Origin of the sequence: Amycolatopsis benzoatilytica AK 16/65, assembly GCF_000383915.1 — a bacterium.
Classification (GTDB): domain Bacteria; phylum Actinomycetota; class Actinomycetes; order Mycobacteriales; family Pseudonocardiaceae; genus Amycolatopsis; species Amycolatopsis benzoatilytica.
On the sequence record NZ_KB912942.1, the window covers coordinates 6,656,038 to 6,669,784 of the forward strand.

The following is a 13,747-nucleotide window of genomic DNA, read 5'->3' on the forward strand; positions in this document are numbered from 1 at the left end:
GCGTCCCGGTCAGGCGGCGAACGCCGGGGCCGGCGCCTGAGCCGTCTTGCGGGCCCGGACCGCGCGGTTCGCGCCCGGCAGCCACTGCACCACCAACGCGACCAGCAGGCAGATCGCCGCGACCGCGTCGAATGCTCGCAGCAGCGCCGGGTCCAGGTCGATCAAGTCGCGCAGGGCGAGGCCGATGCCGAACACCGCGAACACGGTCAGCACGATCCGCGCCCAGTTGCGCGCGGCCAGCACGAACGCCGCCGACGCCACCGCGACCACGCCGATGACCAGCCAGATCGCCGCGCGGCTGGTGAACGAGTCGAGCGCGATCTTGGTCAAGTCCTCCACGCTGAGCAGCCCGGCCACCTCGCGGCCTTCGCCTTTCAGGTAGTCCTCCGCCATCGGCCGGATCAGGTCTTCTCGCTGGATCAGCACCAGCGCGCCCCACAACACCCCGCTGAGCGCACCGGCCAGCCCGAGCGCCCCGGCGGCAGTCAAGGTGCGGGAACGGCCCGCACCGGTGGAACCGTACGAACTCACTTCTGTCGAACTCCTCGGATCAGCAATCGAATCAAGCGCCACGGAGTTTCTCGTCGACCACGTCCGCCGTCTACCCATTGGCCAATATTATCTGCAGATTTTTTGAACTGGTCGCGAGATCAGTTCGACCGGTACCGCTTGTCCGGCCGGTTTCCCCGGACGCTATTGTCCGAGAAGTGAACGCAGAAGGCGAGCCCAGCCCGACATCCGCGCCCAGTCCGCTCCGGCCGCCGTCGTTCAACGTCCTGGACCGGCTCGCGCGCAGCTCGCCCGCGCTGCTGTACACCACGTTCGACCAGCTGCGCACCCTGATCGCGGTCGCCGAAACCGGCACCGCGCTCGGTGCCGCCCGGACACTCGGCCGCGACCAGTCCAGCGTTCAGAAGCAACTCGACACCTTGAACCGCAATTTCAGCGAATTATGCGGAGAACCGTTGCTGCACCGGCAGGGACGCGGCCGGAATGTTTTGTTCACCGCCACCGGTCAAGCTTTGGCGGAACAAGCGCGGAATACTCTCAGCGAATGGCTCGACGCGATGCATGAATGCCGCCGCGAACTCGGCGGAACGCTCACCGTCGGCGCCACCCGGTACACCCTCGGCTATCTGGCCCAGGCCGGTGACCTGGTCGCCGGCGAGTTCCGCGATCGGGGCATCGAACTGAACGTGGTGCACGTGCGCACGAAGGACCTGCTCTCCCGGCTGCTGGCCAAGGACGTGGACCTGGTGTGCGGCAGCGTCGTCACTTCGCACGCGTTGGACGCCTGCGACATCCTCGAATGGCGACGCAGCGGGCTCAGCATTCTGACCAATGTGGACATGGAGGGACCGGGCAATCCGGTCAAGGCGAGCGAACTGCCGACCCTGCCGCTGGTCGTCCCGAGCGGCGGCGTGATCAACGACTTCGTGCACGGCTGGTTCGGCTCGGACTACCGCAACCGGCTCGACATCGTCGCCGAGATCGACTCCGCCCAGTACGGCTTCGAGCTCCTGCGCTCCGGACTGATTCACGGGTACATGCTGGTGACCGAAGGGATCGGGGAAGCCGCCGACGACAACCTGCTGCACGCGGCGTCCGGCTTGCGGACGCTCGCGCTGGTGGACGACCTGGAGCCGAAGCTGGAGCTGCTGGTGGGGGTTTTCGCACGGCGCGGGGAGCGCTCGTCGTATCCGGGCGGGCATCCGTTGAACCTGCTGTGGGAAGCGCTACAGCCGGAGGGCAAGGACTTCTGGCTGGATATGCGCCGCGCGGGCGGGGACGCGGGCTGAGCGGGGCTGCCGTTGGACAGCCAGGCTCGACCAGCGTCTTGACGCCGGTGCAGGCGCAGCGAACCAGGTCCGTGAAGGGCCCCTTACCGGACTTGGATTCCCTCAAAGAACCCTTCACGACCGTCCCGCCGTAAAGCGCACAGAATCACGCGACACCAGCCGGTTGCGCCGCGCGCGCCCTCGACCAGGACGCGCTGGCGAACCGGCCCCGCTCGGCCAACCGCTCACTCCGCGATCTCCTCCACCTCCACCCGGTCCGGGTAGAACGCCACGTGCCCGGCAATGGCCGCCACCGCTTCGTATGGCTTCTCATATCCCCACACCGCGTTCTCGCCGTTCGGCGCCGCCGTCAGCGTGTAGTACGAAGCCTCTCCCTTGTACGGGCAGTAAGTCTGGTGCTCCGTCCGCGAAAGCACCGCCGCGTCGACATCTTCCAGCGGGATGTACTGCACCGGCGGGTAGCTCGCCTCCCGGAGCACCTGCGCGCGCGTGGTCGAGGCGATCACCTGCCCGCCGGCCTTGACCACCACCCGCGCCGGGTTCTGCTCGACCGTGATCGGGTGATCCGGCCCGGGAATCAGCTGCTGGGGCATGGGTTGTCCTCCCAACCGAGGCGCACCCCGTCGATGCGCACCCTTCAACCCTAGGCCGGACCACCGACAAAATCAGGCTCCGGCAACCCGTGGGATCCAGCTGCGGTACCGGGTGCCGCCGGGGTATCCGGCGCTGGCCTGCCTAAGCGACGCCGGCCTGACGGCTAGCCGCGCGTGCGGCGCAGCCAGTACAGGCCGATCATCGGCAGCACCAGCGGGATGAAGAGATAACCCTGTCCGTACACCGACCACACGGTCGCGTCCGGGAACGCCTGCCGGTCGAAAACGCTCAGCGTGCCGACGGTCAATACCCCGGCCAGTTCGACCGTGCACGACGCCAGCGCGATCCGCCACCAGGTCCGGCCGCCGCGGGCGAGGGCGACCGTCGCCAGCAGGTAGACCAACGCGGCGAACGCCGAGAGCAGGTACGCGAGCGGCGCTTCGTGGAACTTCGTGCCGATCTGGACACCGGCTCGCGACGTCGCCGCCAGCGCGAAGATGGCGTACACCGCGACCAAGACCCGCCCGGGCCCAGTGGCCGTCTTACGCGCTTGCTCCACTCCACACCTCGTTCAGTCGCAGCACCATCACCGGAATGGCCAGGCAGGCGATGCCGAGCACCGCCGTACTCGACCGGCTTTGCTCGGCCAGCGCCCAGGCCGCGCCGACCGGCAGCACGACAAGGCAGCCGATCAGGTAGGCCAGGTAGGTCGCGACGCTGCCTGGATGGTGCCCGCTGGCCAGCAGCACGATCCCGATCACCAGCTGGACGACCAGCAGCACCTCGATCACCGCGAGCGCGATCAGCAACGGGGTGTCCGGGAGCTTCTTGCGCGCCGCTTGGACGAAACTCCACAGCGCGACCAGCACCGCGCACCCGGCGACCGCGACCGCGAACCCGAAGATCACCCGTTCCTCCTTCTGCCCGCCAGGCTCAAACTACCCGCAGCGCCGGCCGGCCCGGACGGGCGAGGGTCGGACGGCGTGGCCCGGGCCACGTCCACCCCGGCCAGCCGGTGGCATTCCGCCAATTACCGGGCCCCCGCCGAATTCCGCTCGACCGAGTGACAGTGAATCACCCTGCGTTCGATTCCGCCCGATTCCGGTGCACCCCGGGCCGGGCAGCCGAACCGCTGAATTGGCGGATTGGCGACCCGCCGGATCCGTGCGGGAATGGGAGCCGTCGCCGGAGAACCGGAGGCCGCGCCGCTGAAAGGTCCATTTTCATGAACGTCCGGCAGGAGGCTTTTTGCCTCGCCGATCCGTGGTTCTTCGATCGCCGAACGGAAAGCCCGGAGAACGACCTGGTCACCGCCCCGCCAGGGCCACTGTGGACAGTCGAGGACCGGGGGCCGTGGCGTTGTTTCCGGCCGCACTGCGCCGACCTGCCGGACCAGGGCTGGGCGCTCGAGGTTTCCGCCGCCGTGGGCAATGCCGGCCGGGTGCTGGACCAGGTCCGGCAGTACTGTCGGGAACACCGGCACGTGCATCGGCACTTGCGTTCCCGGTCGATTCTGCTGGACCACAATGCCGAATATCCGACCAGTTCCGGAACTGGCGCTCTCGCGACTATTTATCCGCCCGACAACAACACTCTGGAACACCTCCTCGATGATCTTTCCGAACTGCTCGAAGGCGAGGTCGGACCGGATATCGACGGCGCGCTCCGCTGCGGAGAATGCCCGATTCACGTCCGTTACGGCGGGTTCGCCGAACAGTGGACCGAGGACGCCAGCCTCCGGGTGCCCGCGATCCGGCGGCCGAGCGGCGCGCTCGAACCCGAAGCCCTCGGCCCGGACTTCTCCGTACCAGCCTGGGCCGAGATCCCCGGCTGCGTCGCCGAACACCTCGAAGCGACGGCGCCGGACCCGCCGCACCCGGTCGCCGAGATGCTGCACCGCGCCCACGGCACCGCCGTCTACCTGGCCGAGCGCGCCGGCGAGCGGGTGCTCATCGAGGAAGCCTGGCCCTACACCGGCCTGGACGGCGACGGCCTCGACGCCACCGCCCGGCTCGCCCGCAAGTACGACCTGCTCCGGCGGCTCGCCGGAATTCCCGGCGTGCCGACCGCCCACAGCTACACCTTCGATCGCCGCCACTACCTGGTCCGCGAGTGCCTTCCTGGCGTCCCGCTGGATGTCTGGCTCGCGCGGCACTACCCGCTCGCCGGCCTCGACTGTCCCAGCCGCGACCTGGCCGGCTACCGCGCCCGAGCGCTGTCCGTACTGAGCCAAGCGGACCGGATCGTCGCCGCGGCACGCGAACGCGGCGTCGCGCTCGACAACCCGCGGGACCTCCTGATAGCCCGGGACGGCACGGTCTCGCTGACTGGCTTCACCAGCGATGAGACCCCGTTGCGACTGCGGCTGTTCCTCCCGCTCGCTCCGGTTCACCGCCTCGTGCCGGAGAGAGTCCGGCGGGCCGCCGAATTCGCCGAACGCCGGTTTTCGCTGCCGGACGGCTACGCGGACAGCGTCGCGCCCCCCGCTGAACCGCCGCGCACCCAGTTCGACGAGACCCGCCCGGATTGGCCTCTGGTGCGCAAGCAGATCGCCGAGGCCGTCCTCAACTGCGCGACGCCGCACCGCACCGACCGGCTGTTCCCGGGCGACATCGACCAGTTCCGTATCGGCGGCACCGGCTTCGGCGTCGGCGCGGCCGGCGTCCTGCACTCGCTGCACGTCACCGGCGCCGGCCGCTATCCCGACCATGAGCAGTGGCTCCTCGACGCGGTCCGCCGGGACCCGCCCCGGCGCGCCGGTTTCTTCGACGGCAGCAGCGGGGTCGCTTACGTGCTGGAGGAATTCGGCTACCGCGACGAGGCGAGCGAACTCCTCGCCGCGTCGCGCGGGCTGGCCGACCAGACCGTCGGCCACGATCTGGCGAGCGGCCTGGCCGGCATCGGCTTGACCCGGCTGCACCTCGCCGGCGTCCGCCGCGACAACGAGTTCGGCCGGCAAGCCCTGGACACCGGCGTCCGCCTCGCCGAGTCACTGGACACCGCCGAGCCGCCGGACGGCACCGCGCGGGCCGGGCTGCTGCACGGGTGGGCCGGGCCCGCGCTGCTGTTTCTGCGCCTCTACGAGCGCACTGGCGAACCGGCCTGGCTGTCGTTCGCGGATCAGGCCCTCGAACGGGATCTGGAGGAGTGCGTCCCGGCGCCGGACGGCTCGCTGCCGGTCCGGGACGACGACCGAGGACTCCGGCGGGAGGCGGGCGTCGGCAGTGCCGGGATCCTGATCGTCGCCGAGCAGCTCGCGCGGCTGCGCCCCGACGCGAGGTCCGCGCGCTGCCTGACCGCATTGCGCGTCGCGTGCCGCAGCGAGTTCGTGCTCCATCCGGGCCTGCTCAACGGCCGTTGCGGACTCGCCGCCGCGCTGGCGTTCAGCAGCAGCCAGGACCGGTGCACCCGCGACGCGATCGACCGCCATCTCGCGCGGCTCTCCTGGCACGCCGTCCCGTTCCACGGCGGGCTCGCCTTCCCGGGCACCGGGCTGCTGCGGTTGTCCGCCGATGTCGCCACCGGGAGCGCGGGCGTTCTGTGCACGCTCGCCGCGCTTCAGGACGGGACCGAACTGCTTCCGTTCCTCGGCCCTACGCCGCGTCCGCGGGTACCGCGAGCGGTCCACGAACCATCCACAATGGACTGACCGACTACTTGTCGACAAGTCAATTCGACGACTGCCCACTGGCCGGGACGGCGAAGAGTGCCCGGACACTTTTTAAATCACTCGTTCAGCCCAGCCCGTTCGGCGGAATTCCGCGTCCGGGGCCCGTGCCTCGGCAAACGCCGTAGTAAGTCGCCGCTACCCTCGGTCACCCTCGTCAAGACGCCGTTCAGCTGCCCGCTCGGCCCCACCGCTGGCCGCTCTTTCGTGGTAAAAACCGAGGCTGTTCCGTTCCGTGGGCCTACGAAGGGTGTGTCCGAGATTTCCGTGACCAGGACCACCCGAACCCACTGGCGTGTCCGCTTCCCCGGCCGTGTCCCGCACTCTCGCCGAGGGTGACCCAGGAGTTCGTGAATCATCGTGGAGAACAAGGACGACCCCGGCAAGGCATACGACAAGTCGATCCGGAAGAGACTGACCCGGACCGTCCTGATCCCGAGCATCACCCTGCTCGTGTTGTGGGCGGTGCTGGCGACAGCCTTCTTCATCAACGGCTTGTACGTGCGGCTTGTCGCGGGCTCGGTGCGCGACGTGTCGATCCCCGCGCTCACCGCGCTGTCGTCGCTGCAGCAAGAACGCCAGCTGGCTCTGCAGTTCCTGGACAGCCCTAGCGCCGGACCGCAGCAGCTGCAGCAACAGCAGCAGGACACCGACGGCAAGCTCAAGGGCCTGCAGGACGCCTTCGCCGCCACCATTTCCAGTGCGCCCGACGAGATCGCCTCGAAGGTCACCGCGCTGAAGGGACAGCTCGACCAGCTACCGGTGGTGCGTTCGCAGGTCACCTTCCGCAGCGTCAACCGCGCGCAGGTCAACGGGTACTACAACGGTGTACTCGATTCCGCGGCGACGCTGTTCGACACCCAGGCGCGCATCGTCCCGGACGCGACCGCGGTACAGGGCGCGATCTCGGCGACCTCGCTGTTCCGGGCGGGCGACCTGATGTCGCGCGAAACCTCGCTGGTGTCCGCCGCGTTCGCCGGTGGCACCTTCGAGCCGGACGACTTCGTGCAGTTCTCCCAGTTCGTCGGCTACTACCGGACGCAGCTGGCGCAGCTCGCGCCGTTCCTCGAACCCGCGGTGCGCCAGCACTACCAGACGCTCGCCGCGAGCGACGCGTGGAAGCGGCTCTCCGCGGCCGAGGCCGCGATCGTCAAGCACGGCCCGTGGAGCAGCAGCGACCAGGAAAACGTGCCGATCACCGCGGCCGACTGGCACGCGCTGACCGCGCAGGTTTCCCAAGGTCTGAACCAGCTCACCATCGAACAGGCCGACCAGGTCTCCGCCGCCGCCATCACCGCGGGCAACGCGCAGCTGCGCAACGCGATCATCGGCAGCATCGTGGCGCTGCTCGCCTCGCTGGCCGCGATCATCGTCGCGGTGCGGGTGTCCCGCTCGCTGGTCGACCGGACCCTGATGACCCGGCTGGAGCGGCTGCGCAACGACTCGCTCGACCTGGCGCGCAACCGGCTGCCGAAGATCGTCGGCAGGCTCAAGAGCGGCGAGCCGGTGGACGTCGAGGCCGAACTGCCGAAGCTGGACCACGGCCGGGACGAGATCGGCCAGGTGGCCGAAGCGTTCAACACCGCGCAGCTGACCGCCGTCAACGCCGCGGCCAGCGAGGCGAAGGCGCGCAGCGGTGTGCACAACGTGTTCCTCGGCATCGCGCACCGCAACCAGGTGCTGGTACACCGTCAGCTGCAGATTCTGGACGAAATGGAAAGCCGCGAAGAGAACTCGACCCAGCTCGCCTCGCTGTTCCAGCTGGACCACCTCGCCGCCCGCGCTCGGCGGACCACGGAAAACCTGATCATCCTCGGCGGCAAGCAGCCCGGACGGCGCTGGCGCAAGCCGGTGTCGCTGATGGAGGTACTGCGCGCGGCCGTGTCCGAGACCGAGCAGTACTCGCGAGTGCAGGTCGAGCAGGTGCCAGACGTCGCGATCGTCGGCACCGCGGTCGCCGACACCATCCACCTGGTCGCCGAACTGGTGGACAACGCGACGTCGTTCTCCCCGCCCGGTTCGCAGGTCGAGGTGACCAGCCGGATGGTCGCCCGCGGCGTCGTGGTCGACGTGTCCGACCAGGGGCTGGGCATGAAGGAGGGCGTGCGCGACTGGGCCAACTCGATGATGGCCGACGCGCCCGAATTCGACGCGATGGCGCTGCGCGCGGACTCCAGCCTCGGCCTGTTCGTGGTCGCGCGGCTGGCGTCGCGGCTCGGCATCACGGTCACCTTCGACCCGTCCCGCTACGGCGGCACCCGGGCGACCGTGCTGATCCCGTCGAACCACTTGGCCGACCCGAACGCGTCCGACCCGGCCATGGAGGCCCCGGAGCTGGCCCAGGTGGGCGCCTCCGCATCGGAGAGCGCGCCGGTCGCGCGGCCGGTTCCGGAGGCGGCCGAGCCGGCGCCGCGGCCGTTCCCGGCCCGTCCGCTGCCCTCGCCGGTCCCGCGCGAACCGCAGCACCGCGCGGAACCGGACGCGCACTCGCCGGTTTCGGGCACGTTGGACGTCTCGGGTACTCCGCAGGCTCCGGCCACCGCGCAGGTCCCGCCGCACGTCCCGGCCGCGCCGCGCGCCGCCGAACCGGATCTGAGCGAGCTGCGCGGCGACGACCGGCCGCGGCTCCCGCGCCGGCAGCCGCAGCAGAACCTGGTCGCGCAGCTGCAGGACGACCCGGGCGCGGAGGAAGTGGACGTCACCAACGCGGGCGAAACCACGGCGCGGACGCTCATGGCGTTCGCCAAGGGGACCCGCCGGGCCCGCGGCGGGCAAAATGACGCATAACGACCGAACACCTCACCACACCGAAAGTCAGGGTCTGTCCGCATGAACGAGTACGGGAACTCCACCCCTGATCTCAACTGGCTGCTCGACGACGTCGTCAACCGCGTCGTCGGCGCACAGAACGCCATCGTGCTGTCGGCCGACGGGCTGCTGCTCGGCAAGTCTTCCGGGATGAGCAAGGACGACTCCGACCAGCTCTCGGCCATCGCGTCCAGCCTGCAGAGCCTCGCCAAGGGAGTGAGCAGGCAGTTCAACCGCGGCCCGGTGCTGCAGAACATGATCGAGATGGAACGCGGCTACCTCTTCGTGTCGGCCGCCGGGCAGGGCGCCTGCCTCGCCGTGCTCGCCGGCGCGGACATCGACGTCGAAATGATCGCGTACGAGATGAACCGGCTGGTCAAGCGAGTCGGCGACTATCTGGCGTCGGCCCCGCGCGAGGCCGCGAACCTGCTACGGGAGGCGACGTGAGCGACGACAGCTGGTACGACGAAGCCGCCGGGCCGCTGATCCGGCCCTACACGATTACCAGCGGGCGGACGCCGTCCGACCACCCGCTCGACCTCTCCACCCAGGTGATGACCCTGCAGCAGGGCTCGGACCCGATCGGGCTCGGCCCGGAGCACGTGGCGATCACGCAGCTGTGCCGTCGGCCGTTGTCGGTCGCCGAGATCGCGGTGTACGTGAAGCTGCCGCTCGGCGTCGTGCGCGTGCTGTGCGGGGACCTGATCGACCGCGGCCTGGTCATCACCCGCGCTCCGTCCCGTCAGCCGGCCCAGATGCCGGACCACGAAACTCTCCAGGCGGTTCTCGATGGCCTCATCAAGCTCTGAAGACGCCGCGGCCGACTCGGTCCCGACGCCGGTCAAGATCATCATCGCCGGCGGGTTCGGCGCCGGAAAGACCACCATGGTCGGCTCGGTCAGCGAAATCCCGCCGCTGTCCACCGAGGAGGTGCTGACCGAAGCGAGCACCGGCATCGACGACCTGTCCGGCGTGGAGCACAAGAAGACCACCACGGTCGCGCTCGACTTCGGCCGGATCACCATCTCGCCGCGGCACGTGCTGTACCTGTTCGGCACGCCCGGTCAGGAACGGTTCTGGTTCATGTGGGACGACCTGGCCCGCGGCGCGATCGGCACCGTGGTGCTGGTCGACACCCGCCGGCTGGAGACCAGCTTCGCGGCGGTCGATTTCTTCGAGCGGCGGAAGATCCCGTTCATCGTGGCGGTGAACTGCTTCGACAACGCGCCGCGCTACACCGCCGAAGAGATCCGCGAGGCGCTCGTGGTGCCTGATGGCGTGCCGATCGTGATGTGCGATGCGCGGCACCGGGATTCGAGCAAGATCGCGTTGATCAGGCTGGTGAAGCACGCGATGACCGTGGTGCCGCAACCGGCTTGAGATCACCCCAATGCCACATTGGGTGCGTCAGATGCACCCAATGTGGCATTCGGTGCGTCACATGCACCCAATGCCACATTGGGGCGTGGGCAGGCCGGGGTACTAGCGGACCGGTTCCATCCGAAGGTTGAAGTGCCGCAGGATCTTCGGCGCGTCGACGATCCGGTAGCCCGGCACCTGCTCCGGGTTCTTCGCGATGTCGCCGAGGATTTCGGCCACGTAGTCGTAGTGGCCCTGGGTGTACACCCGTCGCGGCAGCGCGATCCGGACCAGCTCGAACGGAGCCGGGGCGACCAGCCGGTTCTGCTCGTCCAGTGTGCCGAGGTAGAGCGAACCCAGCTCCACACAACGGATTCCGCCCTGCAGGTACATCTCGCAGGCCAGCGAGTGGCCGGGGAACTCGGCGGCGGACAGGTGCGGCAGCAGGCGTCCGGCGTTCAGGTAGAGCGCGTGGATGCCGGCCGGCTGGACGATGTCCACCCCGGCTTCGTTGGCCTGCTGCGCGAGCCGCGCCGCCTCGGCCGCGCGCGCCGCGAGGTAGTCCGGGTTCACGACTTCCCGCAGTCCTTGCGCGACCCGGTCGAGGTCGTGCGCGCCGAGCCCGCCGTAGGTGCGGAAGCCTTCGGTGGCGATCAGGTTGATCTCGCAGCGCTGGGCGAGTTCCGGGTCGGTGAGCCCGATGAACGCGCCCATCGGCGAGATGCCGTCCTTCTTCAGGCTCGCCACACAGCCGTCGACCAGGCCGAACGCCTCACGGGCGACCTCGCGCGGCGACTTGCCGCGATAGCCCTCTTCGCGCTGGATGACCAGCCACGCGTTCTCCGCGAACCGCGCCGCGTCAAGGAAAACCGGCACCCCGTGCGCTCGCGCGAGCTTCGCCGCCGCGGCCAGGTTGGCCATCGACACCGGCTGGCCGCCGCCGCCGTTGTTGGTGATGGTGAGCAGCACCTGGCCGACCCGGGATCCGTCCGGGCCGGTCAGCAGGGTTTCGAGAGCGGCGAGGTCGATGTTGCCTTTGAACGGCTCGTGGCTGTCCAGATCGCCGAATTCGGCGCAGGGCAGGTCGATCGCCTCGGCGCCGAGCAGCTCGACATTGGCACGCGTGGTGTCGAAGTGCGTGTTGCTCACCGAGATCTTGCCGCTCTCCAGGACGCTGGAGAACAGCACACGCTCGGCCGCGCGGCCCTGGTGCACCGGCAGCAGGTGCGGGTAGCCGGTCAGGTCGCTGAGTGCTTCGCGGAACCGGTAGAACGACTCGGACCCGGCGTAGGACCGGTCGGCGGCGGCCGCGGCGGCCTCTTGCCGGGTGGACACCGCGCCGGTGCCCGAGTCGGTGAGCAGGTCGATGCTGACCTTGTTCGCGGGCAAGTTGAAGGCGTTGTAGCCCGCCGCGGCGAGCGCCTCCTCGCGCTCGGCTCGGGTGGTGACCGGTATTTCGGCGACGACTTGGGCGCGGTACGGCGGGAAGGTCCGCATCTGGATGTTTTCCTCTGCTTTCTCACTACTGCCGGAGAACTGCCGCGTCAGGTCGACGGGCCGAGCACCGGACGCTTTCTGGGCGACTCGACGGCATACGCCTCGGATGACAGGTAGACGGTTATTCCCGAACCGAACTTACCCATTTTCAAGGACACGTGTGCGATCAATCCGACACCGTCGCGCAGTGGCCGTCCCGAAACCGCTGCCAGCGCTTTGTCCAGTTGTGTCGGGTCGAAGTCGTACTGCGCGAGAATGGCGTGCACGCGCGCCCGCGCGATTTCGTCATCCGGGACGTAGCTGCGAATGGGGAGGTACAGACTGTAGTTTCCCGGGGTGCCGCCCATGCCTTCGACGAAGGAATAACTCGAGACCAGCGGACGCCCTTCGAACGGTCCTTTTCCGCCGCCCAGGACAGCCAGGAATTCCCGGATCAGCATCGGGTCGGCTCCCGGCACCAGTTCCGCCGCGCGGACCGCGTCCTCGGCCTCCGCGGCGTCGTGCGAGATGTACACCTTGACCCGGGACAGCGGGTCGTCGTCGAGGTCGAGCGCGAAGAAGGTGAAGTTGTCCCGGTCGCCGCGGCGCAGCGCGTGCGCGAGCACCGGCTCGAACGCCTCGCCAAGGTTCAGCCGCCGGAACCCTTCGCTGACCAGCGAATCTGCCATGGTCGGCCCGCTGATCTGCGGGTTCAGGTAGACCTTGATCTTGGGTGCCCGGCCGTTGCGGAAAATCAGCGAGTACCAGAGGGTGAACGGGCCTTGCCGCTCCTCGTGCGGCAGGAAGAGGTCGGCGACCGCGTCGAGCCGGTCGGTGACCAGGCCGTATTCGCCGGCCACCCGGGAGAGGAACTCGCGCGGGTCGGGCGCACCGACCGTCTCGCCGAGGACCCTTACCACACATTCTCCATTGGCGTCGAACGCCACCGAGAATTCAATAGGCGTAGTGTCGTCCGCCACATTGCTCGCGAACCGCGGCGGCTCACCAATGCTCAATTCCCCGGACTCGCCCAGCAGCAAGCGGAGAAGGTCCAGGTGGCGGCGTTCTTCCGGATCGAATCCCACTGCCCGGCATAACCGGTCGAGCTGACCGCCGGCATGGGTGTACATCGACAAGTCGACCATCGGCACACTCGTTCCGACCATGACGCTGTGTTCACCATTTCATTAGTGCGTTCGGTCCAGTCCCGGTGCCGCCGGGCGGCGCAGAGGCCGTTAGCGGACCGCCGGAAAGATTAATCCCCGGAATGCCGCTCACGATACCTCTGTCGGAGCGACAGGTTGCCCGCGAATCCGTGTCTGAGTGTGCTGATCAACACCAGGATTCACCTGAATTCCGCATCGACAGGACCGGCCGGGCGAGCTAGCCGGGCCTGGCGGGTGGCCCACCCCACTCCACCGGGCGGACGTTGTCCCGTGCACCAGATGCCGAGCCGGACGGTCAGAAATTGACGGTGCCGGATGAGACGCTCGTCTCATGACGCGGACCCCGAAGCATCTGGCCAAGATCGCCGAGAGCGATCGCCCCGAGATCCCCCGGGTCGCCGACGAGCGCACCACGCTCGTCGCGTATCTGGAGTGGCACCGCGAGACACTGGCGCTGAAGTGCGCAAACCTGTCGCAGGCGGCAGTGTCCTCTCGCGCGGTGCCCCCGTCCACCATGTCCTTGCACGGCCTGGTGCGGCACCTGGCCGGCTGCGAGCGGTGGTGGTTCCGCATCCAGTTCGCCGGCGAGGAGGTGCCGCTGCTGCACTACTCGGACGACGACCCGGACCAGGACTTCGACCGGCTGGACGGCGATTTCGACGAGGCACTGCAGTCGTGGCGGGAGGAGTGCGCGCGCAGCCGGGAGATTCTGGCCGCGGCATCGTCGCTGGACGCGCGGGGAACGTCGAAGATGACCGGAGAGCCGTTCTCGCTGCGGTGGATGCTGGTGTCGATGATCGCGGAGTACGCGAGGCACAACGGCCACGCGGACCTCTTGCGGGAGGTGACGGACGGGGCCACCGGCCGGTGAGCCAGAT

13 protein-coding genes are annotated in these 13,747 nt (G+C 68.9%); 7 read left to right on the top strand and 6 right to left on the bottom strand.

Features of this window, described 5'->3' with window-relative positions:
- Window positions 1–9: 9 nt before the first annotated feature.
- Complete coding sequence (locus AMYBE_RS0130900; protein ID WP_020663260.1) at window positions 10–531, bottom strand: hypothetical protein; 522 nt, start codon at window positions 529–531, stop codon at window positions 10–12.
- A 176-nt stretch (window positions 532–707) separates the two neighbouring features.
- Between AMYBE_RS0130900 and AMYBE_RS0130905 the strand changes: the two genes are divergently transcribed.
- Window positions 708–1,799, top strand: coding sequence for a LysR family transcriptional regulator (locus tag AMYBE_RS0130905; RefSeq protein WP_020663261.1), 1,092 nt, complete (start codon window positions 708–710; stop codon window positions 1,797–1,799).
- 224 nt (window positions 1,800–2,023) lie between these two features.
- On the opposite strand, the gene AMYBE_RS0130910 is transcribed toward AMYBE_RS0130905, so the two are convergent.
- The 3 genes from AMYBE_RS0130910 to AMYBE_RS0130920 all read right to left on the bottom strand — a co-directional run bounded on the left by AMYBE_RS0130910 (window position 2,024) and on the right by AMYBE_RS0130920 (window position 3,301).
- Complete coding sequence (locus AMYBE_RS0130910) at window positions 2,024–2,392, bottom strand: DUF427 domain-containing protein (RefSeq protein WP_020663262.1); 369 nt, start codon at window positions 2,390–2,392, stop codon at window positions 2,024–2,026.
- A 164-nt stretch (window positions 2,393–2,556) separates the two neighbouring features.
- Complete coding sequence (locus AMYBE_RS0130915; protein ID WP_020663263.1) at window positions 2,557–2,952, bottom strand: hypothetical protein; 396 nt, start codon at window positions 2,950–2,952, stop codon at window positions 2,557–2,559.
- Entirely contained in the window at window positions 2,936–3,301 is a 366-nt protein-coding gene (locus tag AMYBE_RS0130920) for a hypothetical protein (RefSeq protein ID WP_020663264.1), read from the bottom strand. Before AMYBE_RS0130920 ends, AMYBE_RS0130915 begins: the two co-directional genes overlap by 17 nt.
- A gap of 317 nt (window positions 3,302–3,618) precedes the next feature.
- Between AMYBE_RS0130920 and AMYBE_RS42705 the strand changes: the two genes are divergently transcribed.
- The 5 genes from AMYBE_RS42705 (at window position 3,619) to AMYBE_RS0130945 (ending at window position 10,248) form a co-directional block, all read left to right on the top strand.
- Window positions 3,619–6,042 (top strand): class III lanthionine synthetase LanKC N-terminal domain-containing protein, encoded by a 2,424-nt coding sequence (locus AMYBE_RS42705; RefSeq protein ID WP_020663265.1) that lies wholly within the window; start codon window positions 3,619–3,621, stop codon window positions 6,040–6,042.
- Between the two features lie 378 nt (window positions 6,043–6,420).
- Window positions 6,421–8,847 (top strand): sensor histidine kinase, encoded by a 2,427-nt coding sequence (locus AMYBE_RS0130930; protein WP_020663266.1) that lies wholly within the window; start codon window positions 6,421–6,423, stop codon window positions 8,845–8,847.
- Between the two features lie 42 nt (window positions 8,848–8,889).
- Window positions 8,890–9,315, top strand: a complete 426-nt coding sequence (locus AMYBE_RS0130935; protein ID WP_009071597.1) for a roadblock/LC7 domain-containing protein — start codon at window positions 8,890–8,892, stop codon at window positions 9,313–9,315.
- Window positions 9,312–9,677, top strand: a complete 366-nt coding sequence (locus tag AMYBE_RS0130940; protein WP_020663267.1) for a DUF742 domain-containing protein — start codon at window positions 9,312–9,314, stop codon at window positions 9,675–9,677. The genes AMYBE_RS0130935 and AMYBE_RS0130940 overlap by 4 nt, the downstream gene beginning before the upstream one ends.
- On the top strand, window positions 9,658–10,248 hold the full coding sequence (locus AMYBE_RS0130945) for a GTP-binding protein (protein WP_020663268.1): 591 nt from the start codon (window positions 9,658–9,660) through the stop codon (window positions 10,246–10,248). The genes AMYBE_RS0130940 and AMYBE_RS0130945 overlap by 20 nt, the downstream gene beginning before the upstream one ends.
- 102 nt (window positions 10,249–10,350) lie before the next feature.
- On the opposite strand, the gene AMYBE_RS0130950 is transcribed toward AMYBE_RS0130945, so the two are convergent.
- Complete coding sequence (locus tag AMYBE_RS0130950) at window positions 10,351–11,724, bottom strand: tryptophanase (RefSeq protein WP_020663269.1); 1,374 nt, start codon at window positions 11,722–11,724, stop codon at window positions 10,351–10,353.
- Window positions 11,725–11,771: 47 nt separating this feature from the next.
- Window positions 11,772–12,869, bottom strand: a complete 1,098-nt coding sequence (locus AMYBE_RS0130955; protein ID WP_245573279.1) for a tryptophan dimethylallyltransferase family protein — start codon at window positions 12,867–12,869, stop codon at window positions 11,772–11,774.
- A 331-nt stretch (window positions 12,870–13,200) separates the two neighbouring features.
- Between AMYBE_RS0130955 and AMYBE_RS0130960 the strand changes: the two genes are divergently transcribed.
- On the top strand, window positions 13,201–13,740 hold the full coding sequence (locus AMYBE_RS0130960; RefSeq protein ID WP_020663271.1) for a DinB family protein: 540 nt from the start codon (window positions 13,201–13,203) through the stop codon (window positions 13,738–13,740).
- Window positions 13,741–13,747 lie beyond the last annotated feature (7 nt).